The 25,777-nt window shown below is 68.4% G+C and carries 23 protein-coding genes; 11 read left to right on the top strand and 12 right to left on the bottom strand.

The window, feature by feature from the left end:
* Positions 1-95 precede the first annotated feature (95 nt).
* The 4 genes from AC3IR9_RS18465 to sppA all read left to right on the top strand — a co-directional run bounded on the left by AC3IR9_RS18465 (position 96) and on the right by sppA (position 5,182).
* Entirely contained in the window at positions 96-1,097 is a 1,002-nt protein-coding gene (locus tag AC3IR9_RS18465; protein WP_489292565.1) for a hypothetical protein, read from the top strand.
* Positions 1,090-1,677, top strand: coding sequence for a DUF3106 domain-containing protein (locus AC3IR9_RS18460; protein WP_489292563.1), 588 nt, complete (start codon positions 1,090-1,092; stop codon positions 1,675-1,677). The genes AC3IR9_RS18465 and AC3IR9_RS18460 overlap by 8 nt, the downstream gene beginning before the upstream one ends.
* A 134-nt stretch (positions 1,678-1,811) precedes the next feature.
* Entirely contained in the window at positions 1,812-3,182 is a 1,371-nt protein-coding gene (locus AC3IR9_RS18455) for an MATE family efflux transporter (protein WP_489292561.1), read from the top strand.
* 95 nt (positions 3,183-3,277) lie between these two features.
* Positions 3,278-5,182 carry a signal peptide peptidase SppA gene (gene sppA / locus AC3IR9_RS18450; RefSeq protein WP_489292560.1) on the top strand — a complete coding sequence of 635 codons (1,905 nt, stop codon included), beginning with the start codon at positions 3,278-3,280 and terminating at the stop codon, positions 5,180-5,182.
* A gap of 492 nt (positions 5,183-5,674) precedes the next feature.
* Here the strand turns inward: sppA and AC3IR9_RS18445 are convergent, their stop codons facing one another.
* Positions 5,675-5,884 (bottom strand): hypothetical protein, encoded by a 210-nt coding sequence (locus AC3IR9_RS18445; protein WP_489292559.1) that lies wholly within the window; start codon positions 5,882-5,884, stop codon positions 5,675-5,677.
* A gap of 171 nt (positions 5,885-6,055) precedes the next feature.
* Here AC3IR9_RS18445 and AC3IR9_RS18440 point away from each other — a divergent pair, with 171 nt between their 5' ends.
* Entirely contained in the window at positions 6,056-6,832 is a 777-nt protein-coding gene (locus AC3IR9_RS18440) for an SDR family oxidoreductase (RefSeq protein WP_489292558.1), read from the top strand.
* 10 nt (positions 6,833-6,842) lie between these two features.
* On the opposite strand, the gene AC3IR9_RS18435 is transcribed toward AC3IR9_RS18440, so the two are convergent.
* The 9 genes from AC3IR9_RS18435 to AC3IR9_RS18395 form a co-directional block, all read right to left on the bottom strand.
* On the bottom strand, positions 6,843-7,598 hold the full coding sequence (locus AC3IR9_RS18435; RefSeq protein ID WP_489292556.1) for a hypothetical protein: 756 nt from the start codon (positions 7,596-7,598) through the stop codon (positions 6,843-6,845).
* A 107-nt stretch (positions 7,599-7,705) separates the two neighbouring features.
* Positions 7,706-8,497, bottom strand: coding sequence for a DUF4124 domain-containing protein (locus AC3IR9_RS18430; protein ID WP_489292555.1), 792 nt, complete (start codon positions 8,495-8,497; stop codon positions 7,706-7,708).
* Between the two features lie 44 nt (positions 8,498-8,541).
* Positions 8,542-9,102, bottom strand: a complete 561-nt coding sequence (gene tsaC / locus AC3IR9_RS18425; protein ID WP_489292553.1) for an L-threonylcarbamoyladenylate synthase type 1 TsaC — start codon at positions 9,100-9,102, stop codon at positions 8,542-8,544.
* Positions 9,103-9,195: 93 nt separating this feature from the next.
* Entirely contained in the window at positions 9,196-11,712 is a 2,517-nt protein-coding gene (locus AC3IR9_RS18420) for a DNA topoisomerase I (RefSeq protein WP_489292552.1), read from the bottom strand.
* 187 nt (positions 11,713-11,899) lie between these two features.
* Complete coding sequence (locus tag AC3IR9_RS18415) at positions 11,900-12,808, bottom strand: RDD family protein (RefSeq protein WP_489292550.1); 909 nt, start codon at positions 12,806-12,808, stop codon at positions 11,900-11,902.
* A gap of 44 nt (positions 12,809-12,852) precedes the next feature.
* Complete coding sequence (locus AC3IR9_RS18410; protein ID WP_489292549.1) at positions 12,853-13,638, bottom strand: GYF domain-containing protein; 786 nt, start codon at positions 13,636-13,638, stop codon at positions 12,853-12,855.
* A 37-nt stretch (positions 13,639-13,675) separates the two neighbouring features.
* The gene (locus tag AC3IR9_RS18405; protein ID WP_489292548.1) at positions 13,676-14,149 is read right to left on the bottom strand and encodes a DUF494 family protein; all 474 of its coding nucleotides are present in this window, start codon (positions 14,147-14,149) and stop codon (positions 13,676-13,678) included.
* A gap of 42 nt (positions 14,150-14,191) precedes the next feature.
* On the bottom strand, positions 14,192-15,331 hold the full coding sequence (gene dprA / locus AC3IR9_RS18400; RefSeq protein WP_489292547.1) for a DNA-processing protein DprA: 1,140 nt from the start codon (positions 15,329-15,331) through the stop codon (positions 14,192-14,194).
* Between the two features lie 93 nt (positions 15,332-15,424).
* Positions 15,425-16,555: a LysM peptidoglycan-binding domain-containing protein gene (locus AC3IR9_RS18395; RefSeq protein ID WP_489292545.1), complete on the bottom strand. Its 1,131-nt coding sequence runs from the start codon at positions 16,553-16,555 to the stop codon at positions 15,425-15,427.
* Between the two features lie 126 nt (positions 16,556-16,681).
* Here AC3IR9_RS18395 and def point away from each other — a divergent pair, with 126 nt between their 5' ends.
* From def to AC3IR9_RS18370, 5 genes are all read left to right on the top strand, one after another.
* Complete coding sequence (gene def / locus AC3IR9_RS18390; RefSeq protein ID WP_489292543.1) at positions 16,682-17,194, top strand: peptide deformylase; 513 nt, start codon at positions 16,682-16,684, stop codon at positions 17,192-17,194.
* A 99-nt stretch (positions 17,195-17,293) separates the two neighbouring features.
* Positions 17,294-18,217, top strand: a complete 924-nt coding sequence (gene fmt, locus AC3IR9_RS18385; protein WP_489292542.1) for a methionyl-tRNA formyltransferase — start codon at positions 17,294-17,296, stop codon at positions 18,215-18,217.
* A gap of 1 nt (position 18,218) precedes the next feature.
* Complete coding sequence (gene rsmB, locus AC3IR9_RS18380; RefSeq protein WP_489292540.1) at positions 18,219-19,559, top strand: 16S rRNA (cytosine(967)-C(5))-methyltransferase RsmB; 1,341 nt, start codon at positions 18,219-18,221, stop codon at positions 19,557-19,559.
* A gap of 25 nt (positions 19,560-19,584) precedes the next feature.
* On the top strand, positions 19,585-21,312 hold the full coding sequence (locus tag AC3IR9_RS18375; protein ID WP_489292539.1) for an ArnT family glycosyltransferase: 1,728 nt from the start codon (positions 19,585-19,587) through the stop codon (positions 21,310-21,312).
* A 145-nt stretch (positions 21,313-21,457) separates the two neighbouring features.
* A complete protein-coding gene (locus AC3IR9_RS18370; protein WP_489292537.1) occupies positions 21,458-22,747 on the top strand; it encodes an O-antigen ligase family protein in 1,290 nt (429 codons plus the stop codon).
* A 9-nt stretch (positions 22,748-22,756) separates the two neighbouring features.
* On the opposite strand, the gene AC3IR9_RS18365 is transcribed toward AC3IR9_RS18370, so the two are convergent.
* Complete coding sequence (locus tag AC3IR9_RS18365; protein ID WP_489292535.1) at positions 22,757-23,878, bottom strand: glycosyltransferase; 1,122 nt, start codon at positions 23,876-23,878, stop codon at positions 22,757-22,759.
* A 16-nt stretch (positions 23,879-23,894) separates the two neighbouring features.
* The gene (locus AC3IR9_RS18360; RefSeq protein WP_489292533.1) at positions 23,895-24,710 is read right to left on the bottom strand and encodes a glycosyltransferase family 2 protein; all 816 of its coding nucleotides are present in this window, start codon (positions 24,708-24,710) and stop codon (positions 23,895-23,897) included.
* On the opposite strand from AC3IR9_RS18360, the gene AC3IR9_RS18355 reads away from it, so the two are divergent.
* Complete coding sequence (locus tag AC3IR9_RS18355; protein ID WP_489292531.1) at positions 24,709-25,767, top strand: CDP-glycerol glycerophosphotransferase family protein; 1,059 nt, start codon at positions 24,709-24,711, stop codon at positions 25,765-25,767. The genes AC3IR9_RS18360 and AC3IR9_RS18355 overlap by 2 nt on opposite strands.
* Positions 25,768-25,777: the final 10 nt, after the last annotated feature.

Raw genomic sequence — 25,777 nt, 5'->3', positions numbered from 1 at the left:
CGGCGGATTTGCCGCAATCTCTTCACACGTGGCCCACATCGGCACGCCCGATTGCCGGCGCAATCGCTATCATTTCGGCAAATGATGGAGTTGCTATGACGGCTGCGACGGCCCCCCTTTCTTCTACCGCAGCCGGTGCGCTGTCGGCGTTCCTGCGTGGCGTTGAGCGCCGCGCCCTGGTCGTGGCTGAGCTGCAGTGTGGCGATCCGGCCGTAGCCGAGCAGGCCCTGGTGGCGGTGATGCGCGCCTTCGCCGGGATCGCCAGCGATGTGCCGATGGCGCAATGGCCGGACCGCTTCTGGATCCTGCTGGCCCACCGCAACCCGATCCGCCTGCCCGCCGCCGGGGGCCACTGGGTGCCGGAACTGGCGCATCTGTCGGCGCTGGCCCCGCCCGCACGGCTGGCCCTGCTGCTGCGGATTGGCGGTGGGTTGGACGAAGCGGCCGCCGCGCAGATCCTTGACCTGCCCGTGGCCGACTACCAACAGGCGCTGGCCGAGGCCTGTCCCCGTGATGCGCAGGGCCAGCCCGATGCCGGTGCCTGGCGGGCGTTGGCCGAAACGGTGCAGCAGCGCTTGCGTGAGCTGCCGGTCGGCCGCCTGCAGCGGCTGCAGCAGCCCGTCGCGCCGCCCGCCTCGGCGCCCGACGCCGCCTCGTCCTGGCGTACCCCGGCCAGGACCGATGCCCGCGCCGGCCGCCCCCGGGCGCGTCGGCACGGCCCGCGCGTGCCCTGGAAAGGCCTGCTGATCGTGGCGATTACCGCAGGCGTGCTGTTGGGTGGCGCGGCCTGGTGGAAGCACGCGCGCACCGTGACCGGGTTGACCACCAGCACGCCCGACGGTGCCGTGGCCGAGACCGGCCCGGTGCAGGTGGAGCCGTTGCCCGCCGAGGAACTTCCGCTCACCGCCCCGGCCGATCCGGCGCACGCCGCCAGCGATGCGGCGATGCTGGCCGACCCGGCGCTGCCGCTGGCCCGCGATGCCGATCTGTATGCCTGGTTCGCCGCGGGCGGCCCGGTGCCGGTGGACGAATCGCAACCGCAGCCCAGCCGCCCCGAACCGGCAACCGCTGGCCTGGAGACCACCGCCGATGAGTAAGCGACTGTTGAGCAGGGCGCTTGGCCTGGGCCTGGGCCTCGGCCTGGCCGGGCTTGCCCATGCCGCCCCCGAATCCCTCGCGCTGCCGTTGCCAGCCTCTACCAGCACGGTACCCATGCCCACCACCAGCCCGGCCATCCCGGCCACGTCGGCGGCGCTGGACCCGGCCCAGCTGCGCGAACTGCGCAGCCGTTACGCGGCCTGGCAGGCCCTGCCCGAACCCGAGCGCGCCCGCATCCGTGAGGCGGCGCATCGCGTGGCGGCGTTGCCTGCCGCGCAGCAGCAGGCGCTGCGCCAGCGGTTTGCCGAACAGGACCAGCGCTTCCGCGATGGCTGGCTGCTGGGCCCTCAGCTGGGCCAGTCCTTCCCCAAGCTGCAGGGCTTGTTCGGCTACCTGCCGGCCGAGCAGCGCGAGCCGGTCCTGGCGATCCTGCACCAGCTCAGCGTGGACCAGCTGGCCCAGCTGAGCCTGGTGGCACAGCGCACCCCACCGCAGGAACGTGAGCAGGTCCGTGCGCAGTTCCTCGCCCTCGCCCCGACCGCCCGGGATGCCTGGTTGAAGCAGAACGTCGGGCACTGACGCATTTGTCCGCGTCGCAATCGGCACATTCACCGGCCATCGTGGGTTTTGTCATGCCGCGCGCGTAAGATGGCGCGCTGCAACCCGGTGCCTGTGCCCTCCGCGCGCGACCGTAGTTGCCGTCTGTGATCCCCATGTCCATCGCAACTACAACCCCGCGCCTTTCCCAGGAAGTGCGCGCCACCGGCCTGCTCGCGCTGCCGCTGGTCCTGGGCCATGTCTCCACCGGCCTGATTTCCTTCGTCGACAACGTCATTGCCGGCCACCACGGCACCCAGACGCTGGCGGCGGTCACCATCGGCACCGCGTTGCTGTGGCTGCCGATGCTGATTCCGATCGGCACCCTGATCTCGCTCACCGCCTCGGTGTCGCAGTTGCATGGCGCCGGCCGCGAGCGCGAGATCGGCCCGTTGTTCCGCCAGGCGCTGTGGCTGGCGCTGGGCCTGGGCCTGATCATGTTCACCTTCCTCACCGTGGTGCCGCCGCTGCTGCCGGCCTTCGGCATCGCCCCGGACATCGTGCCCGGTGCCACCGCGTTCCTGCATGCGGTGCGCTGGGGCGGCCCGGCACTCACCCTGTATTTCTGCATGCGCTACCTCAGCGAGGGCATGCACTGGACGCTGCCGACCATGATCCTGGGCTTCGGCGGCCTGCTGGTGCTGGCGCCGCTGGGTTATGTCCTCTGCTACGGCAAGTTCGGCTTCCCGGAAATGGGCGCCGAAGGCCTGGGCATGGCCTCGGCGATCATGATGTGGATCCAGGCGCTGTGCTTTGCCGGCTACCTGTGGAGGACCAAGCGCTTCGCCCACCTGCAGCTGTTCTCGCATTTCGAGCCGCCGCGCTGGGCGGCGATCTGGGACCTGCTGCGGACCGGCCTGCCGATCGGCATCACCGTGCTGATGGAAGGCGGGCTGTTTATCGTCACCGCGCTGCTGATCGGGCGCCTGGGCGCTACCGAAGCGGCCTCGCACCAGATCGCCATCAACGTGGCCCAGCTGTGCTTCATGATCCCGATGGGCGTGGCCGAAGCCACCACCGTGCGCGTGGGCCATGCGGTCGGCAGCGGCAACGGGCTGGGCGTGCGCCGCGCGGCGATCGCCGGGCTGGTGATCATCCTCGGCACCCAGACGATGTCCGCGCTGGTGCTGTTGTTGGGCCACGACGCCATCGTCGGGGTCTACACCGCCGACATGGGCGTGGCCGCGCTGGCCTCCACGCTGCTGCTGTATGCGGCCGCGTTCCAGTTCCCCGACGGTGTCCAGGTGCTCTCGGCCGGTGCACTGCGCGGGCTCAAGGACACCCGCGTGCCGATGTTCATCGCCATGTTCTCCTACTGGGGCCTGGGCATGCCGCTCGGCGCCGGGCTGGGGCTGGGGCTGGGCATGGGCCCGCAGGGCATGTGGCTGGGGCTGATCCTGGGCCTGACCGCCGCCGCCATCCTGATGGCCTGGCGCCTGCGCGTAAGCAGCCGCCGGGTCGGTATCGCGTTGCCCCCGGCAGGCTGATCCCTGCCGGATGACCCCTGACTTGTGTCCGATGCCGGCCCGACCGGTAGCGGCTATGCTGGCCCCACGGCAAGATGCCAATTGGAGTTTTCCCCATGAACCAACCCGTGCGTCGCAACCCCGTCGCCAGCTTCTTCATCGGGCTGTGGGATGTGATGAACTTTACCCGCAGGCTGATCCTCAACCTGATGTTCTTCGGCCTGTTGTTGCTGGTGCTGATCCTGTTCGTCTTTGCGATGGGCAAGAGCGCCAGTGCGAGCAAATCGCTGCAGGACCGCACCACGCTGGTGATCGCGCCGGAAGGTCGCCTGGTCGAGCAGTTCAGCGCCGATCCGGTCAGCCGCGCGCTGGCCAAGGCAATCGGTGACAACGGTGCCGAGGAAATCCAGCTGCGTGACCTGATCCGCGCCATCGAAGCGGCACGCGATGACAAGAAGATCGAGCGCGTGGTGCTGCAGCTGGACAAGCTGCAGCCGAGCGGGTTTGCCTCCATGCGTGAAGTGGCGTCCGCGCTGCAGGCGCTGCGCGCGTCCGGCAAGCAGGTGGTGGCCTTCAGCGAAAACATGAGCCAGTCGCAGTACCTGCTGGCCGCGCAGGCCAACGAGATCTACCTGGACCCGATGGGCGGCGTGGTGCTGGAAGGCCTCGGCCGTTATCGCCAGTACTTCCGTGCCGGCCTGCAGGACAAGCTGGGCGTGGACGTGCACCTGTTCAAGGTGGGCGAGTACAAGTCCGCCGCCGAGCCGTACGTGCTCGATGCCGCCTCGCCGCAGGCCAAGGAAGCCGACCTGTTCTGGATGAACGATGTGTGGCAGCGCTATCTGGGTGACATCGCCAAGGCGCGCAAGGTGGATCCCGCGCAGCTGGCCGCCGGCATCGACACGATGCCCGAAGGCATCGCCGCCGCCGGTGGCGACCTGGCCAAGTTCGCCCTGCAGCAGAAGCTGGTGGACGGGCTGAAGACCCGCGAAGAAGTGGACGACCTGCTGGCCGATCGCGGCGTGGCCGATGAAGATGCCGACGGTGGTTTCCGCAGCGTGAATCTGGACGGCTACCTGTCGGTGCTGGACACGCGTCGTTCGCCGGTGGATTCGCGTCCGCAGGTGGCGGTGATCGTGGCGGCCGGCGAAATCGCCGGTGGCGACCTGCCGGCCGGTCGCGTCGGTGGGGTGTCGACCTCGGCACTGCTGCGCGAAGCGCGCGACGACAAGGACGTGAAGGCCGTGGTGCTGCGGGTGGATTCGCCCGGCGGTGAAGTGTTCGCCTCCGAGCAGATCCGCCGCGAAGTGGTCGCGCTCAAGGCCGCCGGCAAGCCGGTGGTGGTGTCGATGGGGGATCTGGCTGCATCCGGTGGTTACTGGATCAGCATGAATGCCGACCGCATCTATGCCGACGAGTCGACCATCACCGGGTCGATCGGCATCTTCGGCATGATTCCGAACGTGGCCCGTTCGCTGGACAAGATCGGCGTGCATACCGATGGCGTGGGCACCACCCGCTTCGCCGGTGCGTTCGACATCACCCGGCCGATGGACCCGGCCGTGGGCCAGGTGATCCAGTCGGTGATCAACAAGGGCTACGCTGATTTCACCGGCAAGGTGGCGCAGGCACGCAACAAGCCGGTGGACGCGGTCGATGAAGTGGCCCGCGGCCGTGTCTGGAGCGGTGCGCAGGCCAAGGAACGCGGTCTGGTCGATGAGTTCGGTGGCCTCAAGGCCGCCGTCGCCGATGCGGCCAGCCGTGCCAAGCTGGGTGGCGTGGACAAGATCCGCGTGCGCTACATCGAGAAGGGCGCTACGCCGTTCGCGCAGTTCATGAGCGGATTCGCCGGCAGCCATGCCGGTGCGTGGATGCTGGGCGAGTCGGGCATGGCGCGCTTGATGCTGGCCCGTTCGATGCCCGAGCTGGACACCCAGCTGCGCTTCGTCGAAGACGCCGCACGCGACCCGCGCAGCAGCGCCCCGGTCAAGGCGCTGGCGTATTGCTTCTGCGGCTTTTGATGCGGTAGGCCACGACCGTCGGTCGTGGCCGCTCCCGGATCGACATGAAAAACCCGGCGAACGCCGGGTTTTTTTTGGGTTTTTCTTTCCGTTGAGTGGTAGGTCACCACCGTTGGTGGTGACGCTGATCGCGGCATCGTTCGGCATCGTTCGGCATCGTTCGGCATCACGCGAGCGTCCGGGCCCCTTGGCGGCCGGCAGGCCCTTGTGCAAATGTCCCCCGGCGCCGGCCTGCGGCCGTCACCTCCTCCTTTATTTTGCCAAGGACCTGCCGGCCGCCAAGGGGCTTCGCTTGCGGCCGAACGCGGGTGTTGAGGTAGGTCACCACCGTGGGTGGTGACGCTGACGTTGAGGTAGGTCACCACCGTTGGTGGTGACGCTGTTCTTCAGAGCGACAGCAACGCGCAACGCTGGGCTGTTGCACCTGGCTTGACCCTGGCCCCGCCTGGGAACAAGAGGCAAACACCGCGTGCACCTACCCCTTGGGGGGCTCTATCGGTCGGTGTCATCGGCGGCCCGGGTATCGGGTGCCTTCTCCAGTGTTGCACGCGCGGCCTTGGCCTTGTCGATGGGTTGCTGGATGGCATCGCGCATTGCGGTGGCCTGCGGTTCCGGTGGCTTGTCCGGCGGCGGTGGCACCGGGCGATTGCAGCCGGCCAGGCACAGCAGCGCGGCCAGGGGAAGGACAGCTCGGAGGGTCATGGCACGCGCCTCGATGGACCGGGAAGCGCAGTGTCGCACCGGCGCGCCAGCCGGTGTGTGATGGCAGTCCGTGCGGCCCCCGTGCAGAGGCTGCGCTATCCTGAGCGCAGCGGGCGGCACGGTGCGGCACGCAGGTATCACCGGGCGCCGGCCCGGGCGCAGGAGAAGCATGTGAGCGGGCAACGTTGGCGATTGGATGGGCAGACCGCATTGATCACCGGCGCCAGTGCCGGCATCGGCCTGGCCATTGCCCGGGAGCTGTTGGGGTTCGGTGCCGATGTGTTGATCGTCGGGCGCGATGCCGATGCACTGGAAATGGCCCGCGACGAACTGATCGATGCCTTTCCCGATCGCAGCATCCATGGGCTGGCCGCCGACGTGTCCGATGACGAGGACCGCCGCGAGATCCTCGACTGGGTCGAAGACCACAGCGATGGCCTGCACCTGCTGGTCAACAACGCCGGTGGCAATATCAGCAAGGCGGCCACCGAGTACACCGAAGACGAATGGCGCGGGATCTTCGAGACCAACCTGTTCTCGGCGTTCGAGCTGTCGCGCTACGCCCATCCGCTGCTGGCGCGGCATGCGGCCTCGGCGATCGTCAACGTCGGCAGCGTGTCCGGCTTGACCCATGTGCGCAGCGGCGCGGTGTACGGCATGACCAAGGCGGCGATGCACCAGATGACCCGCAACCTGGCGGTGGAATGGGCCGAGGACGGCATCCGCGTCAACGCGGTGGCACCGTGGTACATCCGCACGCGGCGGACGTCCGGCCCGTTGTCGGACCCGGACTACTACGAGGAAGTCATCGACCGCACCCCGATGCGTCGCATCGGCGAGCCGGAGGAAGTGGCCGCGGCGGTGGGCTTCCTGTGCCTGCCGGCGTCGAGCTATGTCACCGGCGAGTGCATCGCGGTGGATGGCGGATTCCTGCGCAACGGGTTCTAGGCAACGGTCCTTATGGAACCGGGCAGTCGCTGTCGGTCAGCAGCGCCTGCAGGCGCTCGCGTTCGGCGACGGCAGCGGGCAGGTTCTGCGGTGCGGCGAAACGCTCGCTGCCGCGAGCATCGCGGAAGCGCTGCTGCCAGCTGCTGCAGCGTTGCGGCTCGGCAATGGCATCGCACTGGTCGCGGATGACTTCGCAGCCGGCGGCATTGACCGGAGTGACGCCTCCCATGCCGGTGACGGTCATCAGCTCGCAGTGCGGGGGCGCCGGTTCGCGCTCGTGCAGGTACCGGCTGCCGTCTTCGCGTTGGCACTGATAGATCTCCGGCAGGGCCGGTTTGGCGGTCGCTTCGGCGGCCGCCTGCTGTTGCGCCTGACGGCGCAGGACATCGCTGTCGAGGATGTCGTCCCCACCGGCGTCCACCGCGACCGTGGTCTGCACGCCGCCGTGCTGCAGCACCGGCAGTGGTGTGTGCTGCAGCACGGCGGTGCCATCCGCCGGTGGTGCCGCCGGCAACGGCGCCGCTGCCGGCAGGCTGGCCGGCGGCGCGGCAAAACGCTGGATGCGCTGCGTGGTTCCGGCCGGGCAAGGCGCGTTCTGCACGGTCAGGCTGCCGTCGGCACTGGTGCAGCGGTACAGCAGCACGTCCTCGGCCCATGCCGTGTCCACCACGCCGGGCAGCAGAGCGCCCAGTACCAGCGCGCCGGCCAGGCCGAGGCGATGAATCCTGCGAAGTGCGCCGGCGGTGGGGTTGTAAGAGGAGGGCATCGGTTGGATTCGGGCAGAGGGCCAGCGGCGCAGCGCGGGATCACCCATTGGAACATGCTCGTTACCCCCGCGCTTGGCTACTCGCAGTCGCGTGCCCGACGCACACCTCAGTGGCAGTCGCGCTGCAGCCGCGCATCGATGCCACGCTGCTCACGGCTGAGCGCATCGCGCTCGCCCTGCAGCGCGCTGTTGTACTGGCGCACCAGTTCCCAACGGCGATCCTGCAGGCGGGAACAGACTTCCTGTTGGGGAAGCGCATTGCACTGGTCGCGGACCAGTACGTTGCCGGCCGGGATCACCGTGTCGGTATAGGTGCCGGGATAGGCCTGGCGGCTGCCTTCCCACTGCGAACTGCCGCCGCCGATGACGACGCTGCCGCCGACCCGCGGGCCGCCGCCGGATACCGACAGCGTGCCGCCACTGGAGCGTACCGACCCTGCCCCCATCGGTGCAATCGGCGGCAGTGGATGCGGGTGGCCGCCATGCGGGGGGCGGGGACCTGGGCCGTAAGGCAGATACACGCTGGTCCAGATCGGCACCCAGCGCGGATTGCCTTCGCCGCTGTCGCTGGTGTAGCGGCTGCCGTCCTCGCGGGTGCATTCGTACAGCGGTTGTGGCGGTTGCACGTAAACGTGGCGTACCTCGCGCTGCGGTGCCGCCGGTACGGGGGCTTGCGTCGGGTCGCGGTCGCTGCGCACCACGCGCGGCGCGGGGTCGCGCGGGCGTTGCATGTCGCGCACCTGCTGGTGGCCATCGCGGCAAGGTGCATCCTGCAGCGACACCGTGCCGGTGCTGCCGACGCAGCGGTAGACGCGTAGGCTGCCGGTGTCCTGCGCGGCACTGGGCAGGCTGGCGCACGACAGCAGCAGGAACAGGCTCAGGGCGGTGGCGTTGCGCATGCTCACAGTGTGCCGCGTTGCCGGCACCCGCGCAAAAGCCGGGTTCAGCTGCGCAGGACGTTGCCGCTGAGCGCATCGCGGATCGGGGTGGGCTGGGCCAGGCCACCGGTTTCACCGTCGATCAGCCCATCCAGCAACGGCAACAGGGCCGGGTCCAGCTCGGTGCGGGTGCGTGCCGGCGGCTTGCCGGCCAGGTTGGCGCTGGTGGACACCAGTGGCCCGCCCCAGGCCTTGCACAGCGCCGCTACCAGCGGGTGCGCACTGATCCGCACGGCGATGCCGCTGTGTTCGCCGGTGATCCAGCGCGGTGCGCGCGGGCCGGCGGGCAGGATCCAGGTGTTGGCCCCGGGCCAGCTGGCCAGCACGTCGGCCTGGCGGTCTGCGGGCAGCGCCTGCAGGCGCACCCACCCTTCCAGCTGCGACAACTCGGCCGCCACCAGGATCATGCCTTTCTCGATCGGGCGCTGCTTGAGCCGCAGCAGCTTGCGCACCGCGCCTTCATGGCCGGGATCGCAGCCCAGGCCCCACACCGCTTCGGTGGGGTAGGCGATTACCCCGCCGGTGCGCAGCACGGGCAGGGCAGTGTCCAGGGTGAGTTCTTTCATGGCGATGGCACCGGCAGGGGCCTGCATTATCCTCCCGATCACCCCCTGCCGCTGCGCGCCACCGCTGTCCATGGCCGGGCGCTCCTGCGCGCGTCAGGCCTTCTTGGCGACCGTCTTTTTGGCTACGGTCTTTTTGGCCACGGCTTTCTTGGCGACCGTCTTTTTGGCTACGGTCTTTTTGGTCGCGGTCTTCTTGGTGGCCGCCTTCTTGGCGGGTGCCTTCTTTACCGCAGCTTTCTTCGGCGCGGCTTCCTTCTTCACCGCGGCCTTCTTGACCACCTTCTTGGCCGCCTTCTTGCCGAAGCCCTTGCGTACCGGCTTGCCGGTTTCTTCCATCAGCTGCTGCACTTCGGCCAGGGTCAACGAGGCCGGTTCACGATCCTTGGGGATCTTGCCGTTCATCTTGCCATCGCTGAGGTACGGGCCGAAGCGACCGTTCAGCACCTGGATCTCGCTGCCGTCGAATTCCTTGATGATCCGGTTGCGCGCGATCTCTTCCTTCTCTTCGATCAGGAACACGGCGCGGGCCAGGTCGATGGTGTAGGGGTCGTCTTCCTTCTTCAGCGAGGCATAGGTGCTGCCGCGCTTGGCGAACGGACCAAACCGACCGATGCCGACGCTGACGTCCTCATCCTTGTCCTGGCCGAGCGCGCGCGGCATCAGGAAAAGCTCCAGCGCGTCTTCCAGGGAAATGGTGTGCATCGACTGGCCCGGGCGCAGCGAGGCGAACTTGGGCTTGTCCTCGGCGTCTTCGGCGGTGCTGCCGATCGCCGCATATGGCCCGAAGCGGCCCAGCCGCACGCTGACCGGCTTGCCGGTCTTGGGGTCGGTGCCGAGCTCGCGCGCGCCACTGGCCTCGGCGCGGTCGACCGACTCGTTCTTCTCTTCGACCAGCTTGGTGAACGGGCCCCAGAAGCGCGCCATCAGCGGGATCCAGTCTTCTTCGCCACGCGAGACGGCATCGAGCTCGTCTTCAAGTTTGGCGGTGAAGTCGTAATCCACGTACTGGGTGAAGTGGCTGGACAGGAACTTGGACACCGCACGGCCGACGTCGGACGGACGGAAGCTGCGGCCTTCCATTTCCACGTACTTGCGGAACAGCAGGGTCTGGATGATCGAGGCGTAGGTCGACGGACGGCCGATGCCATATTCTTCGAGCGTCTTGACCAGCGCAGCTTCGGTGAAGCGCGGCGGCGGCTGGGTGAAGTGCTGGTCGGCGTTGATGCGCTCCAGCGGCACGCGGTCGCCGGGCTTCATCGCCGGCAGCTTGCGGCCTTCGTCGTCGTCCTCGGCGCTCTTGGTGTCCTTGCCTTCCTCGTACACGGCCAGGAAGCCGGCCACCACCACGGTGGTGCCGCTGGCGCGGAACACGTGTTCGCTGCCGGCTGAGAGGTCCACGCTGACGGTGTTGAGCGTGGCCGGGATCATCTGGCAGGCGACGGCGCGCTTCCAGATCAGCTCGTACAGCTTGCGCTCGTCATCGGTCAGGAAGCGGGCCACCTGCGCCGGGGTGCGCAACGCCGAGGTCGGCCGCACGGCTTCGTGGGCTTCCTGGGCGTTCTTGGATTTGGTCTGGTAGGTGTTGGGCTGGTCGGGCAGCGAGCCGATGCCGTAATCGCGGGCGATCACGTCGCGGATTTCGGCCAGCGCATCCTGGGACAGGTTGACCGAGTCGGTACGCATGTACGAAATCAGGCCAACGGTGCCTTCTTCGCCGCCGATGTCCATGCCTTCATACAGCTTCTGCGCCACCTGCATGGTCTTGCGGGTGGTGAAGCCGAGCTTGCGCGAGGCTTCCTGCTGCAGCGTGGAGGTGGTGAACGGCGGGGCCGGGCGGCGCTTGCGTTCCTTGCTGGCCACGTCGGTGACGTGCAGCGCACCCTGTGCGGCCTGCTGGATACGCAGGCGGGCCGCTTCGGCGGTGTCGCCATCGGTCACGGTGAACTGTTCGAACTTCTTGCCGTCCAGCTTGATCAGGCGCGCATTGAAGGGCTGGGAGGGATGCGCACAGGCGGCATCGATGCTCCAGTACTCGCGGGCGATGAAGGCTTCGATCTCTTCCTCGCGCTCGACGATCATGCGCAGCGCCGGGCTCTGCACGCGGCCGGCGGACAGGCCGCGCTGGACCTTGCGCCACAGCACCGGGGACAGGTTGAAGCCGACCAGGTAATCCAGCGCGCGGCGCGCCTGCTGCGCATCGACCAGGTCGCCGGCGATCTCGCGCGGCTGGTTCATGGCTTCCTTGATGGCGCGCGGGGTGATCTCGGTGAAGACCACGCGCTGCATCGGCTTGTCCTTGACCAGCCCGCGCTCTTTCAGGATTTCGGCGATGTGCCAGCTGATCGCTTCACCCTCGCGATCCGGATCGGTGGCCAGGAAGATGTCGTCGGCGCTCTTGGCCGCCTTGACGATGGCATCGACGTGCTTTTCGTTCTTCTCGATCAGGTCGTACCGCATCGCGAAGTTGTTGTCCGGGTCGACCGCGCCTTCCTTCGGCACCAGGTCGCGCACATGCCCATACGAGGCCAGGACGGTGAAGTCCTTGCCGAGGTATTTGTTGATCGTCTTGGCCTTGGCGGGCGATTCGACGATGAGCAGGTGCTTGGGCATGTCAGTTATTTCTGTGGGCAGCAGCCCGGGGGAGGGCGCTAGGGTGGAGCAAATGGCCGCATTAGTGAAGGGCAGCGGGCGATTTCCATAAACCGAACGCCCGGGTATGCGCCGGGCGTTCAGCTTTCCTCGTCAGAGAAATCACGTCCGGGCCGCCTCTGTCAAGCGGCCCGGTGTGAGGGCAGGCTCAGGACATCGTGCTGGCGATGACGCCGATCATGGCCAGCATCACGCCGAGCAGGGCCACCATCATCAGGCCGGAAATCACCAGGATCACCAGGGTCACGGTGCCCAGGCCGGGCTGCTGCAGGGACGGGGTTTCGGTGAAAGCCCATTTGTCGACCACGACCGTGTCGCAGATCATGTCGTGCAGGGCCTGCTTGCGATCGGTGAAGGCGGCCATGATGAAACCGATCATCAGGGTCAGGCTGGAGAGGATGAAACCAAAGTAGCGGCCGATGCCGCGGGCCAGGGTGATGCGCTCGCCGTTGCCGCGTACCACCTTGATGCCCACCGCCATCTTGCCCAGCGTGGCACCGCCGGCGGAGGCGTGGAACCCGGCGTAGTAGGCAACGCCTACCACCAGGCTGGCCAGCATCGCCAGCAGGCTCATCACCACGGCCATGGTTTCGCTGCCCGACATCGCGCCGACGCCATTGAACATCAGGCTGATCGGGATGTTGACCACGCCGACCACCAGCGAGTCGATGAAGTAGCTGGCAAAGCGCTTCCAGAAGCCGGCATAGACCACTTCGCCGCCGCTGACCACGGCCTGGCCGGCATAGCCGGCGGTGGCTGGCGCGGTATAAGGGGAATGGGTGCCGCCGCCGGTACCGGGCAGCGGCGCGGTGCCGTTGTCGATGGCGGTGTAGTCGCCACGCAGGTCGATGCCGCTGCCCAGGCTGTCGGCGGCGCTGGCCAGGTTCTGCAGCTGCAGTTCGTCGACGGCCTCGGACAGCGGCTTCCACTGCGGGAAGCCCTCGCGCCACACCAGCGTGGCCAGGTTGATCTGCGCACGCTGGAAACGCAGGCGCATGTCGTCAGCCGTCAACGGGCCTTGGCGTTCCTGGCCATCGGCGAAATACCACTCAGTCATTGCTACGATCCCCTTTGGGTTCATCCATGGACATGCGTCCGTTGTCAGCCGCGACAATCCTGCGGCAGATACTTGTCATCCGGCTCGGCGGTGCATTTCCACTGCTGCAGGTCTGGATCGAAATCCAGCCAGATCAGCTTGCCGTCCAGCGTTTCGGTGCCCGGCACGGCCAGTTCGGCTTCGATGCCGCAGTGGCTGTTCTCGAAGCGACCGATGTGCACCGCCGCCAGGTTGCCGTCCGCATAGTTCCCGGCCGCCTGGAAGCCATCGTCGTCGTTGACCGGGCAGCGGCCGTTGCTGGCGACGTATTCGGCAACCTGCCGTTTGACCGGGTCCAGGTTGGCCACGGCCTGGGCCGCTTTGGCGCGCAGCGTGTACTCCTGGTAGGCCGGCACGGCGATCGCGGCGATGATGCCGAGCAGGCCAAGCAGCACCACTGCGGCAACGCCGGCCACGATGGCCGCGATCGCGCAGCCGGACAGCCCGGTGCGCGGCGGTACCGGCACGGCGGCCATCGGCGTGGCCGGCGGCACCGGCCCGGGTGGGATCGCAGCGGCAGCGGGTATCTGCGGCGGCAGCGTCGCGATGTTTTCGCCCGCGCGGTCGAGCGCCAGCTCAGGGGTCGATTCTGGATCGGGGGTGGGCGGCGCGGTCAGCACCAGGCCGATGTCGCCGGCCACCTCGCGCAGCGGTTGCCACTGCGCCATGCCGTCGCGCCATACCAGCGTATCGGCCGCGATGCGGCTGGACTGGTAAAGCGAAATCAGCTCTTCAGACGCCAGCGGCCCGCGCTGCTGGCGATTTCCCTCTGCATAGAACCACTGGCCCACGGCACGCTCCTGAATGCGCAATGCGCCCAGTGTACGGTCAGTGAAGCGGTTCCGGTTCGTCGACGAACATCTGGGTTTCCATCCAGGCGTATGCCGCCTCGGAGCCGGGCTGGTTGAACAGCACCATCAATACCACCCACTTGAGGTCGTCCAGGTCCAGTTCGTCCTGGTCCAGGGCCATCGCCCGGTCCAGCACCAGCTCGCGCTGGTTGGCGTCAAGGATGCCGTGCTGCTCCAGGAACATCACGAAGCCGCGGCCTTCCACGTCGATCTTGTCCAGTTCCGGGCCATGGTAGATACGCACCGGGCCATCGACACGGGCCAGGGTCACGGCGGGGCGCTGTTCGGACAGGGCATCGAGCCAGTCGAACGCCTTGTTGATCTCTGCGGGGCTGAAGCCGGCCTGTATCAGACTGTTCTGGAGGGTGTCGCGATCACGGACGAGGTCCGGGTCTTCGCTGAAGTAATGTTCAAACAGGTACAGCAGGACGTCCAGAATGCTCTCTTTCATTGCCCCTCGGCCTGCGTCAACGACGCTGTGGAGGTGAAGAAACTAGGGTTTTCGACAGTAGCGGCCATGCACGGCAACCACCTTTCCATCCAGTTCCATGATCAGCAGCATGGCCGACAGCTGGGCCGTCGTCAATCCGCTGCGCAGGATCAATGAATCCATACCCGTTGGGTTGTCATCCAGTGCCTGCCACAAGCGCTGGTAGTGGGGGTCGGAAAAGGCGGGGGCGCGTCCGGGCGCCGGTCGTGCCTGTTCAGTGGGGGCGTCCAGGCGGCTTCGCAAGGCCTGGCCGAGGCTGCCGGCCAGCGCGGTCAGCCCGGCGATCACTTCGTCGGGGTGCTCCACCAGCACCGCGCCCTCGCGGATCAACCGGTGGCAGCCGCGGGCCCGGGGGTTGCGTACCGAACCGGGCAGGGCGAACACCTCGCGGCCGGCCTCGGCGGCCAGCCGCGCGGTGATCAGCGCCCCGGAGCGGGCCGCCGCCTCGATCACCACCGTGCCCAGGGCGAGGGCGGCAATCAACCGGTTGCGGGCCGGGAACTGCCCGGCCCTGGGGCCGGTGCCGGGCGGGTACTCGCTGACCACCGCCGCGCGTCCGGCGATCCGCGCCTGCAATGCAGCGTGGCGGGGCGGGTAGGTCTGGTCCAGCCCGGTGGCCACTACCGCCACGGTGCGCCCGCCGGGCACCTGCAGCGCGGCATCGTGGGCGCGGCCGTCGACCCCGGCGGCCAGACCGCTCACCACCGACAACCCGCTGCGGGCGAAGGCGCGGGCAAATTCCGCGGCCAGTTCGGCTCCGCTGGGCGACGGCGTACGGCTGCCCACCACCGCCACGCCGGGGTGCCACAACGCGGCAGGGTCGCCCTGCACGAACAGCCCCGGGGGCGCCTGCGGCTGATGCCGCAGCAGCGCGGGGTAATCCTCGCTGGTGATCGCCAGCAGGTGGTGGCCCGGCTGGGCCAGCCAGTGCCGGCCGCGGGCCAGCGCGGCGGGGTCGGGGTGGGCCAGCCGGGCGCATTGTTCGCGGCTGCAGCCGGCGGCGCGCCAGGCACCGGGACCGGCCCGCACGGCCTGGGCGGCACTGCCCTGCTGGTCCAGCAGCCGCCGGCGCGCGGGCACGCTGCCGCCGGCCAGGACTACCCGTAGCAGCGCGTCGTCGTCATCATCGAGGGAAGTGCACATCCCCTCAGGCTAGGTCGCATAGGCCGACGGCGCCCTGGGGCGCCGTCGGTGTGTTGCGTAGGGTTTTACCGTGTACCGACCGGCGGCCGGTACCTACTGCGCGTCAGGGTGCTTGGCCGCGTAGCCCACCAGTACCGGCTTGACCCCCTGCATCACCAGCGCATAGCTGACCTTGTCGTAGGTGCGGAACACCATCGCATGGGCAGCATATTCGTCGGGCAGCGAGAATCGACCGGCGCCGTCGGTGAGCGAATCGTCCATCCGTGACGAACCGGGGTACTTCATCTTGTTGGCCACATGCCGGCCCTGGCGCCACAGCGACACCACGGTGCCGTTGTCGATGCCGTCGGCGCTGCCGGCGGAAATGGCGATCACATCGCGCGGGCCACCGGACAGGAACATGTCGCTGATGGCCAGCACGCGGATGTCCAGGCCTTCGGTCTGGGCCGCTGGAACATGCGGGAAGAACTGCAGGTCATACGGATTGGCCTGCACCGGTACCAGGCGGTCGCCATTGCGCACTTCCACCCCACCCACCCCGGTCTGCAGGGCGATGGTGGTCACATCCACGTCGCCGGCGGCCACCTTGGTGACCGTGCCAACGTTGATCTGGGCCAGCTCGTAGCCCAGCGTCTGGTTGCGCTTGCTGGGAACAACGTAGTTCTTCCAGAGGTTGCCGCTACCAGGGGTGACATCCCCGCTGGCGGTGAGATCCTCGGTCGGCTTGGGCAGGCCATAGCGCACGGTCGGGCGGACCACGGCCCAGCGCTGGCCCACTTCGGCGCTGTCCAATCCGCGCACGTAGGCGATCTGGCCACTGGTGGCGCGCAGACGGTTGTCTTCCAGACCGACCACGTACGGCAAGGATTTGACCTCGTCGACCACGCTCAGCTTTTTCAGGAAGGGTTCAACCTGATCCAGCGGAATGCCGGTGATCGGCGCCTCCTGGCGCGGGCCGGGCTGGGCCACGACGCGGTCCAGGTAGGCCAGGCTCAGTACATCGCCCGGATAGATCAGGTGCGGATTGCTGACCTGCGGATTGGCCTGCCAGATCTCCGGCCACAACCACGGCTTTTCAAGGAAGCGCGCGGAAATGTCCCACAAGGTATCGCCCTTGCGGACGACATAGGTATCCGGGTGCCCGCCATTCACTTCAACGGCGGTAGCATAGGTGGCGACGGTCAGCATCGCCACGGCGACGACCGTACGAGTTCGTTCAAACATAAGTGTGGTGCCTGATTCCCCAACAGGTTCCCGCACTATAGTCCAGAAACCGGGGCGCAGGGCAAGCGTTGGCGATAGAATTGCGACGTACGCCGCTTTGACCGGCGCCCCCTACCGGTATTTGCCATGGCTCTCCTGCCTATTCTCGAGTTTCCCGATCCGCGCCTGCGCACCAAGGCCGCGTCGATCGAACCGGCCGAAGTGACTACTCCGGCCTTCCAGCAGCTGGTCGACGACATGTTCGAGACCATGTACGAAGCGCCGGGCATCGGCCTGGCCGCCAGCCAGGTGGACGTGCACCAGCGCTTCATGGTCATCGACGTGAGTGAAGAAAAAAACACCCCGCTGGTGTTCATCAACCCGGAAATCGTCGCCCATGACGGTGGCCGCGTGCACCAGGAAGGCTGCCTGTCGGTGCCGGGCATCTTCGCCGACGTGACCCGCGCCGATACCATCACCGTGCGTTACCTGGATCGTCAGGGCCAGGCCCTGGAAATGGCCGCCGACGATCTGCTGGCCACCTGCATCCAGCACGAGATGGACCACCTGGACGGCAAGCTGTTCATCGATTACCTCTCCCCGCTCAAGCGCGAGATGGTGCGCAAGAAGCTGGCCAAGGCACGTAAGCACGTTGCCTGAGATGCCGGCGGGCCAGGCGCTGCGGACTGATCGCAGGCCGGGCCGGGTTGTTCGGCGCCGGCCACCGGCGCCGTTTTTCTTTCTGCAAGTGGGGTCGCCATGAAGATTGTCTTTGCCGGTACGCCGGCGTTCGCCGTGTCCTCGCTGCGTGCCGCAGCCCGTCACCACGAGGTGGTGGCCGTGTACACGCAGCCGGACCGCCCGGCCGGGCGCGGTCGCGGGCTGATGCCTTCGCCGGTGAAGCTGGAGGCGATCGCACGCGGCATCCCGGTGTTCCAGCCGGAATCGCTGAAGACCGCCGAGGCCCAGCAGCAGCTGCGCGACCTGCAGCCGGACCTGATGGTGGTGGTGGCCTACGGGCTGATCCTGCCCAAGGCCGTGCTGACCATCCCCACCCACGGTTGCTGGAACGTGCATGCCTCGCTGCTGCCGCGCTGGCGCGGTGCCGCGCCGATCCAGCGCGCGATCCAGGCCGGCGATACCGAATCGGGCGTGTGCCTGATGCAGATGGAGGCCGGGCTGGATACCGGCCCGGTGCTGCTCACCCAGCACGTGGCGATCGGCGCCAACGACACCGGTGGGCAACTGCATGACCGCCTGGCCGACCTGGGCGCACAGGTGCTGTCCGACGGCTTGGGCCTGCTGCGCGCGGGCATCAAGCCGATCGCCCAGCCGCAGCCGGAGGCCGGGGTGACCTACGCGCACAAGCTGGACAAGGCCGAAGCGCGGCTGGACTGGTCGCAGGACGCCGCCGTGCTGGAGCGTACCGTGCGTGCCTTCAATCCCTGGCCGATCGCCGAGGCCTCGCTGGCCGGCGAGCGCGTGCGCATCCATGGCGCGGTGGCGCTGCCGGACAACCAGGGCAAGGCCCCGGGCACCCTGCTGGCGGCCGCCCGCGAAGGCATCGACATTGCCTGTGGCCACGGCGCGCTGCGCCTGCGCGTACTGCAGCGTGAGGGCGGCAAGGCGATCACCGCCGCCGATTACCTCAATGCGCGCCGCGACCTGAGCGTGGGCGCCTGAGATGACCTCCACACCGCAGAACACACCGGCCCCACCGCGGGCGGCGACCGCGCCGGGCGTCCCCACCCGCGTGCTCGCGGCCAAGGTGCTGGCCCAGGTGATCGGCCGCGGCCGGTCGCTCAAGGCCGAACTGGCCAAGGCGTTGCCCAGCCTGGACGACAGCCGCGACCGCGCGCTGCTGGAAGCACTGTGCTTTGCCGTGCTCCGCCGGCGCGGGGCGTACGATGCCGCGCTGGCGCAGTGGATGCAGCGCCCGCTGGGGGTGCGCGAGGACGAACTGCGCGCCCTGCTGCTGGTCGGCTTTGCGCAGCTGGATGCGCTTGAGCTGCCTGCACATGCGGCGCTCTCGGCCACGGTCGACGCGGCCCGCGCAATGGGCCGCGACCGCCAGGCCGGCATGGTCAACGCGTTGCTGCGCCGCGCCCAGCGCGAAGGCATTCCCGCGCAGCCGCCCCGCGCGGCGTTCCCGGATTGGCTGGCCGCGAAAATCGAGATGGACTGGCCGGACGAGGCCGAGGCGGTGTTCGCCGCCAGCCTGCAACCGGCGCCGTTGTGGCTGCGGGTCAACCGCCAGCACGGCAGCCGCGAGACGATGCTGGGCCGGTTGGAAGCGGCCGGTATCGCCGCCGAGGCCAGCGCGCTGGCTTCCGATGCGATCTGCCTGCCGGTTCCGGTGGCGGTGTCGGCGTTGCCGGGGTTCGCCGACGGTGCGCTGTCGGTGCAGGACCTGTCGGCACAGCAGGTGGCCGATGCGCTGGCCCCGCGTACCGGCGCACGGGTACTGGATGCCTGTGCGGCCCCGGGCGGCAAGTCCGCGCACCTGCTTGAGCGCGATCCCACCCTGCAGCTGGTCGCGCTGGATATCGATCCGCGCCGGCTCAAGCGCATCAGCGAGACCTTCGCCCGCACCGGCGTCGGCGCCCACGCGCAGGTGGTGGCCGGCGATGCCACCGATCCGCAGCGCTGGTGGGACGGCGTGCCGTTCGACACCATCCTGCTGGACGCGCCGTGCTCGGCGACCGGCATCATCCGCCGCCAGCCCGATGTGCTGGTGCACCGCCGGCCGACCGATATCGACGCGTTGATGGCCCTGCAGGCCCGGCTGCTGGATGCGTGCTTTGCGATGCTCGCGCCCGGCGGAACGTTGCTGTATGCGACATGCTCGATCCTGCGTGAAGAGAACCAGTTCCAGGTCGAAGCGTTCCTGCAGCGTACCCGGGGTGCAGGCTTCCTGCCATTGGGCGACAGCTTCGGACACGACTCGTGGGCCGGCCGCCAGCGCCTGCCCGGTGAAGACGGTGCAGACGGTTTCTTCTACGCACGTCTGCTAAAAAAGGGCTGATGCCCTTTCGTTGGAACCGCACCACATGCTGAAAACCCGCGCATCGCGAGAGTTCTGGTTGCTTGCGGCGATGGCCCTGCTGGTGCTTGGCACCGGCTTGGGCCTGCGCGATCCCTGGCCCTCGGACGAACCGCGCTTCGCACTGGTGGCCACGCAGATGGTGCACAGCGGCGACTGGCTGTTCCCGCACCGCGGCACCGAGCTGTACTCGGACAAGCCGCCGATGCTGATGTGGATGCAGGCCGCGTTCTACAGCCTGTTTGGCAACTGGCGGGTGGCCTTCCTGCTGCCTTCGCTGCTGGCCGCGCTGGGGACGCTGGCCTGCGTCTACGACCTGGGCCGCCGGCTGTGGACGCGCCGGGTGGGCGTGTATGCCGCCTGGGCGCTGCTGTTTGCGGTGCATTTCACCTTCCAGGCCAAGAAGGCGCAGATCGATCCATTGGTGATGTTCTTCATCACCCTGGCCAACTACGGCCTGCTGCGGCACCTGCTGTGCGGGCCGGCGTGGCGCTGGTGGTGGCTGGGCTGGTTCGCCGCCGGGCTGGGGGTGATCACCAAGGGCGTGGGCGTGCTGGCGTTGTTGCTGCTGGTGCCGGCGGCCATCGGCGTGTGGCGGGGCTGGCCGCGGATCCGGCTGCATGCGCGCGATTGGCGCTTCTGGCTGGCACCGCTGGCGTTCGCGGTGGCCGTGGCGCTGTGGCTGGTGCCGATGGTGGTCACCGCGCTGTCCAGCGGCTCGCCCGAGTACCGGCTTTACATGGACGACATCCTGTTCCGGCAGACCGCCAAGCGCTACGCGCAGTCGTGGGACCACCACCAACCGTGGTGGTATTTCCTGGCGACGATGCCGTCGATGTGGATCCCGGCCTTCCTGCTGCTGCCCTGGGCGATCCCGGCATGGTGGCGACGGCTGCGCCGACGCGATCCGCGCTACCTGCTGCTGATCGGCTGGTGGCTGCTGATCGTGCTGTTCTTCTCGATCCCGCACGGCAAGCGCGACGTCTACATCCTGCCGGCACTGCCGATGTTCTGCCTGGCGCTGGCGCCGCTGCTGCCCGGGCTGCTGCGGCGGCGCGACGTACAACGGCTGCTGGGCGCGTTCACGCTGCTGCTGGTGGTGGCGCTGCTCGGCGCCGGCATCGCGATGCTGGCCGGGCAACCGGGCTTTGAGTCCAAGCTGATCCTCGAGCGCGGCATCGACACCGCGGTGACCGCGGCGCTGGGCTGGATCGGCGTGGCGCTGGGGGCATGGGGGCTGGTCAGCCTGTGCTTCAGCGGGCCGCGGCGCCGGCACATGGCGCTGGTCTCGACCCTGGCGATGGCGTGGGTGGCCTATGGCCTGGTCGGCTACCCGCTGTTCAACGATTCCAGCTCCGCGCGCGGGTTGATGCAGCAGGTGGCGCAGCGCATCGGCCCGGACGCCGAGCTGGGCCTGGTGGGCTGGAAGGAGCAGAACCTGCTGATGGCCGACCGCCCGGCGGCCACCTTCGGCTTCAAACGCCGTTGGTACCGTCAGTTGCAGGATGCAGCGGCCTGGCAGGCGCAGGCGCCCGGGCGGCGCTGGCTGCTGGTGCAGGAGGCGGCCTTGCTGGAGTGCATCGACCGCAGCGGCGCGGAGCGGGTGGGCGTGGCCAATCGCCGGGGCTGGTGGCTGGTGCCGGCGCAGGCGTTGCTGGGCCCCTGCCGCCCCAGTGCGGAGGATCTGGCCCGGATCACCCGCGAGCAGGGCAAGGAAGAAGAGGCGGACCGATGAGTGGCCGCTCATGGATCATTGCTCAACGGTCGGCGACAATGCCGCGCGCTCGGCCCGTCCGGGGACGGCTTCAACGGCTTGCCGCCATGCAGGCATGGCCGGTTACCCCTTTCCTTCACCTTCGTCCGGCCGCATCGTTCCCAACGTGACCCAACTTTCTCTCCGTTCTGCCCGCATCCACCTGCTCCTGTCCTGGGTCTTCACGATCGCCCTGGGGCTGTCGCCGGTGTTGCTGATGTCGACCATGGACGGCGGCAGCGCGGGTTACTACCTGCTGGTGCTGTTGAGCATCATCGTGCTGGTGGTGGTGCGCGCACCTGCGCCGGGCGATACCTGGTGCGCCGACCGGCGCGCGTACGTGTGGATGGGCGTGGGCGTGGCGGTCATGCTGGTGGGGGTGCTGGCCAGCCTGCTGTTCCATGGCATCTGGAAGGGCTCGGAAGTGGAGAAGGCGTGCCGCTTCCTGACCCTGGTGCTGATCCTGGCGGCGGCCTTGCGGATCCCGCACAAGGTGCTGGCACATGCGCTGTTCGGGCTGCTGCTGGGCATCTGGTATGCGGTGATCAACATTGGCTGGCTGGTGTTGAGCACCGGCGAACGCCCGGCCACCCGCCAGTTCAACGCGGTCACCTACGGCGATCTCACCCTGTTGTTCTCGATGCTGGCCTTGCTGTTGCTGGGCTACCGCATCACCCGCTTCCGCCGGACCGAATTCGCGCTGAAGCTGATCACCGGTATCGCCGGCTTGGGCGGCTTCCTGGCCACCCAGACCCGTGGCGGGCTGCTGGCCATTCCGGTGCTGGTGTTCATCGCGCTGCTGGTGCAGGGGCGCCGGTTGAACCGCTACAAGGCGGTGGCCGGCGCGCTGCTGCTGGGCGTGCTCGGCCTGATCGTGCTCAGCGATGGCTCGATGCGCGAGCGCATCCACCTGGGCGTGAGTGAGTTCGAGGATTGCCAGGTGGCGCATCTGGCCGATACCTCGGTGTGCATCCGCCTGCAGCTGTGGAGCGCGGCCGGGCACATGATCCAGAGCGAACCGGTGTTCGGCATCGGCGGCGGCGACCGTTTCCGCGAGGAACTGCGCAGCCTGGCCGAAGCCAGCCAGGTATCGCCCACCGTTGCCCGTGATTACGGTGAAACCCACAACGACCTGCTGTACTTCCTGGCCACCTATGGTGTGCTGGGCGGCCTGGGGCTGGTGCTGCTGTACGTAGCGCCCGGCTGGCTGCTGCTGCGGCGGCTGTGGCACGACAACGACGGCCTGCGCCTGTTTGCCGGTGCCGGCCTGATGATCTGTGCCGGGTTCCTGGTATTTGGCATCACCGAAATGATGTTCCGCGACATGCGGACCGCCTCGTTCTACGCCACCTGGGTGGCGGTATTCCTGGCGCTGTCCGACCCGGCGCGGTTGCGCCGGTCGGACCCGGCCGCCTGAGCGGCCGACTCAGCGGCCCTGCAGGGCCGCGGCGTAGCTGGCTTCGGTCAGCCCGGTGAACGTTTCCAGGCCGAACTCGCGCAGCGCACGCTGGCGGGCGGCCTCGCCGATGCGTGCCAGGTCGTGGCGTTGCGTGTACAGCTGCGCCACCTGCGCGGCAATCGCGGCCACGTTGCGCACCGGCACGATCCAGCCATCGCGCCCCGGGTCGATGTTCTCCGGCAGGCCGGCGTAATCGCTGACCAGGACCGGCTTGGCCATCGCCATCATCTCGCGGCAGGCGAAGGAGATTGTTTCCACGTCGTAGGACAGCACGAAGCCGGCGTCGCCACTGGCGATGAACGGCCGGATGTCCTCCAGCAGCCCGGGGAAATGCACCTGTGCATCGAGCGCCAGTGCGGCGACACGGGCCACCAGCTGCGGGTCCGGATCGCGCCCGGCGATGGCGACGTGGATCTTGGTGCGGATGGCATCGGGCAGGGTGGCGATCGCCTCGACCAGGTCGATCCAGCCCTTGTGGCCATCGGTACCGGCATTGCTGACCAGTACCAGTGCGTCGGGGTCGGTGGTCCAGCGCGCGCGCAACGCAGCGCCCGCGGTGGGATCGGCCGGGGCGAAGCGGACCAGGTCCACGCCGTTGCGCACCACGTCGATCGGGCAGCGCCGGTAGGGGCTGTCCAGCAGCATCTGGCGGGTGTGCGCGGACACCGCGATGACCCGGTCGGTGCCCCAGCGTGCGCGCAGGGTGTTGCCGACGGTGTTGCTGGGCTTGCTGTTGTGCTTGGTGAACACCAGCTTGGGCCGGTGCTGCAGCCCGGCCACCGCTTCCATCACCACGCGGTGGTCGCGTGCGCCGTTGGCATGCACGATGTCGATGCGCTGCTGCTCCACCAGCCGGCGCAGGCGGCGCATGTCCGCCCATTGCCGGGCCAGCGTCGGCAGGCCGCTGCTGAAGCCGATGTCCAGCGGCGCGGCAATGCCTTCTTCGCGGACCACGCGCAGCACGCGGCTGTCATCGGGGGCGGCCATGAACAGCTGGTGGCGCGCCGACAGCGCGCGCGCCAGCGACGCCAGGTAGGTGGTGTGGCCGCCGCCGTCGCCGGAATGGAAGTTGGTGTACAGGATCTTCATGGGGGATTTCGCTTGTTCAGGGGGAGTCGCGCCGGGGCGGATCGCTGACCGGCTGACCGTGCTGCAGCATCCACAGCATGATGGTCTTCTGGCGCACGTAATTGGCCCGCACGTAGGCATACACCAGCCCGTGCCAGCCATCGCGGAAACCGCCCCGGAACAGCAACCCGCGCCAGAACCGCCACGCCGGGGCCAGCACCAGCTTGGCCAGGGTGGCGCGTTTGCCGCGTGAGAATTCGTGCTCGGCCATCATCCGTGCGTAGCGTTGGGTCTTGGACAACTGTTGTTCCAACGAGCGGTACGGGTAGTGGATCAGATCCCCGCGCAGCCCGCCGACGCTGCCATCCACGCTGGCCGCCTCGTGGATCTCGCGCGTGCCGCGCCAGCCACCGTGACGGCGGTCGAACAGCCGCAGCACGCGGTCCGGATAGGCATTGCCGTGGCGCAGGAACTTGCCGAAGTACTCGGACAGGCGGGCGAAGCGGTAGCCGTGGTGGCCGGCAAAGCCGCTGGCCTGGGCGGCCTGGATCGCCGCGCGCAGGTCCTCGCTGATGCGTTCATCGGCATCCAGGCACAGCACCCAGTCGTGGCAGGCCTGTTCGACGCAGAAGGCCTTCTGGCTGCGGAAGCCATCGAACGGCCGCTGCAGCACGCGGGCCCCGGCAGCGCTGGCGATCGCCACCGTGGCATCGGTGGAATGGGAGTCCACGACGATGATTTCGTCGCAGAAGGCCAGCGAGGCCAGGCAGTCGCCGATGCGGTCGGCTTCATTGAACGCGATAATGCAGGCCGAGAGGCGAGGCCGTTCAGTGGGAGCGGTCGAGGAGGACATGATGGCCGAGTACCTGCTGTTTGCGACGGAGCGCTATGCGCTGCCTATTCTCGCCCCACTGGCACAGGCGTTGCACGCGTCGGGGCAATCGGTGTCGGCCTGGTTCACCGACGGCGCGGCCGGATCGCGCTTGCCCGGGGTGCCCGAGGTAGGCCTCGCCGAGGCCCTGGCGCTGCGCCCGCGCGCTGTGTTCAGCGCCGCCAACTGGGTGCCGCCGTTCATCGCCGGGGCCAAGGTACAGGTCTTCCACGGCTTCAACGTGCAGAAGCGCGACAGCGCGCGCGGCCACTTCCGGGTGCGTGGGTTGTTCGACCTGTACTGCACGCAGGGGCCGGCGACGACCATGCCGTTCCGCGACCTGGCGGCGCGGGTGGGGCACTTCGCGGTAGCCGAAACCGGCTGGCCGAAGCTGGACCCGCTGTTCTGCGATGACGGCGGCGCCAGCGCCGCGCTGCGGTTGCCGGCGGCCGGTCGCCCGGTGATCCTGTTCGGCTCGACCTTCACCGAGCGCCTGAGCGCGGCCCCGCACCTGTACGAGCAGATCGCCGCCGATATCGCCCGCGGTGAGCACTACTGGCTGCTGACCCTGCACCCCAAGTGCAGCGACACGTTGTTCGCGCAGTACCGCGCGCTGGCCGGCGACAATGCGGCGTTCATCGAACCGGAGCAGGTGATGGCCGCGCAGCGCGCCGCCGACGTGCTGGTGTCGGACACCTCATCGATCGTGTCCGAGTTTGTCGTGCAGCACAAACCGGTGGTGACCTTCCGCAACCGCGTGCCGCAGCCGCACATGATCGACTTCGACGTGGCCGCCGAGCTGCCGGCGATGCTGGCCCGCGCGCTGCACCCCACGCCGGCGTTGCTGGCCGAGATCCAGCGCTACGCCGCCAGCATCCATCCGTTCCGCGACGGCCGCTCCAGCGAGCGGGTGATTGCCGCTACCGAGGATTTCCTGGCCGGCGAGCTGGGCACGTTGAAGCGCAAGCCGTTCGGCGCGTGGACCCGCGGCCTGCAGATCCGCAGGGAGCTGGGGTATTGGGGACCGGCCAGGCGGTAACCGGGTACCG

Source organism: Stenotrophomonas sp. GL_101 (assembly GCF_057835675.1).
This window is presented reverse-complemented; position numbering and strand designations above follow the sequence as displayed.

Coding starts and splice junctions, on each gene's coding strand:
- AC3IR9_RS18405 (WP_489292548.1), bottom strand. CDS start 14,149: ATGAAAGAGAGCATTCTGGACGTCCTGCTGTACCTGTTTGAACATTAC.
- def (WP_489292543.1), top strand. CDS start 16,682: ATGGCTCTCCTGCCTATTCTCGAGTTTCCCGATCCGCGCCTGCGCACC.
- AC3IR9_RS18465 (WP_489292565.1), top strand. CDS start 96: ATGACGGCTGCGACGGCCCCCCTTTCTTCTACCGCAGCCGGTGCGCTG.
- AC3IR9_RS18420 (WP_489292552.1), bottom strand. CDS start 11,712: ATGCCCAAGCACCTGCTCATCGTCGAATCGCCCGCCAAGGCCAAGACG.
- AC3IR9_RS18375 (WP_489292539.1), top strand. CDS start 19,585: ATGCTGAAAACCCGCGCATCGCGAGAGTTCTGGTTGCTTGCGGCGATG.
- rsmB (WP_489292540.1), top strand. CDS start 18,219: ATGACCTCCACACCGCAGAACACACCGGCCCCACCGCGGGCGGCGACC.
- AC3IR9_RS18455 (WP_489292561.1), top strand. CDS start 1,812: ATGTCCATCGCAACTACAACCCCGCGCCTTTCCCAGGAAGTGCGCGCC.
- AC3IR9_RS18360 (WP_489292533.1), bottom strand. CDS start 24,710: ATGTCCTCCTCGACCGCTCCCACTGAACGGCCTCGCCTCTCGGCCTGC.
- AC3IR9_RS18355 (WP_489292531.1), top strand. CDS start 24,709: ATGATGGCCGAGTACCTGCTGTTTGCGACGGAGCGCTATGCGCTGCCT.
- sppA (WP_489292560.1), top strand. CDS start 3,278: ATGAACCAACCCGTGCGTCGCAACCCCGTCGCCAGCTTCTTCATCGGG.
- AC3IR9_RS18445 (WP_489292559.1), bottom strand. CDS start 5,884: ATGACCCTCCGAGCTGTCCTTCCCCTGGCCGCGCTGCTGTGCCTGGCC.
- AC3IR9_RS18460 (WP_489292563.1), top strand. CDS start 1,090: ATGAGTAAGCGACTGTTGAGCAGGGCGCTTGGCCTGGGCCTGGGCCTC.
- tsaC (WP_489292553.1), bottom strand. CDS start 9,102: ATGAAAGAACTCACCCTGGACACTGCCCTGCCCGTGCTGCGCACCGGC.
- AC3IR9_RS18415 (WP_489292550.1), bottom strand. CDS start 12,808: ATGACTGAGTGGTATTTCGCCGATGGCCAGGAACGCCAAGGCCCGTTG.
- AC3IR9_RS18435 (WP_489292556.1), bottom strand. CDS start 7,598: ATGCCCTCCTCTTACAACCCCACCGCCGGCGCACTTCGCAGGATTCAT.
- fmt (WP_489292542.1), top strand. CDS start 17,294: ATGAAGATTGTCTTTGCCGGTACGCCGGCGTTCGCCGTGTCCTCGCTG.
- AC3IR9_RS18430 (WP_489292555.1), bottom strand. CDS start 8,497: ATGCGCAACGCCACCGCCCTGAGCCTGTTCCTGCTGCTGTCGTGCGCC.
- AC3IR9_RS18365 (WP_489292535.1), bottom strand. CDS start 23,878: ATGAAGATCCTGTACACCAACTTCCATTCCGGCGACGGCGGCGGCCAC.
- dprA (WP_489292547.1), bottom strand. CDS start 15,331: ATGTGCACTTCCCTCGATGATGACGACGACGCGCTGCTACGGGTAGTC.
- AC3IR9_RS18395 (WP_489292545.1), bottom strand. CDS start 16,555: ATGTTTGAACGAACTCGTACGGTCGTCGCCGTGGCGATGCTGACCGTC.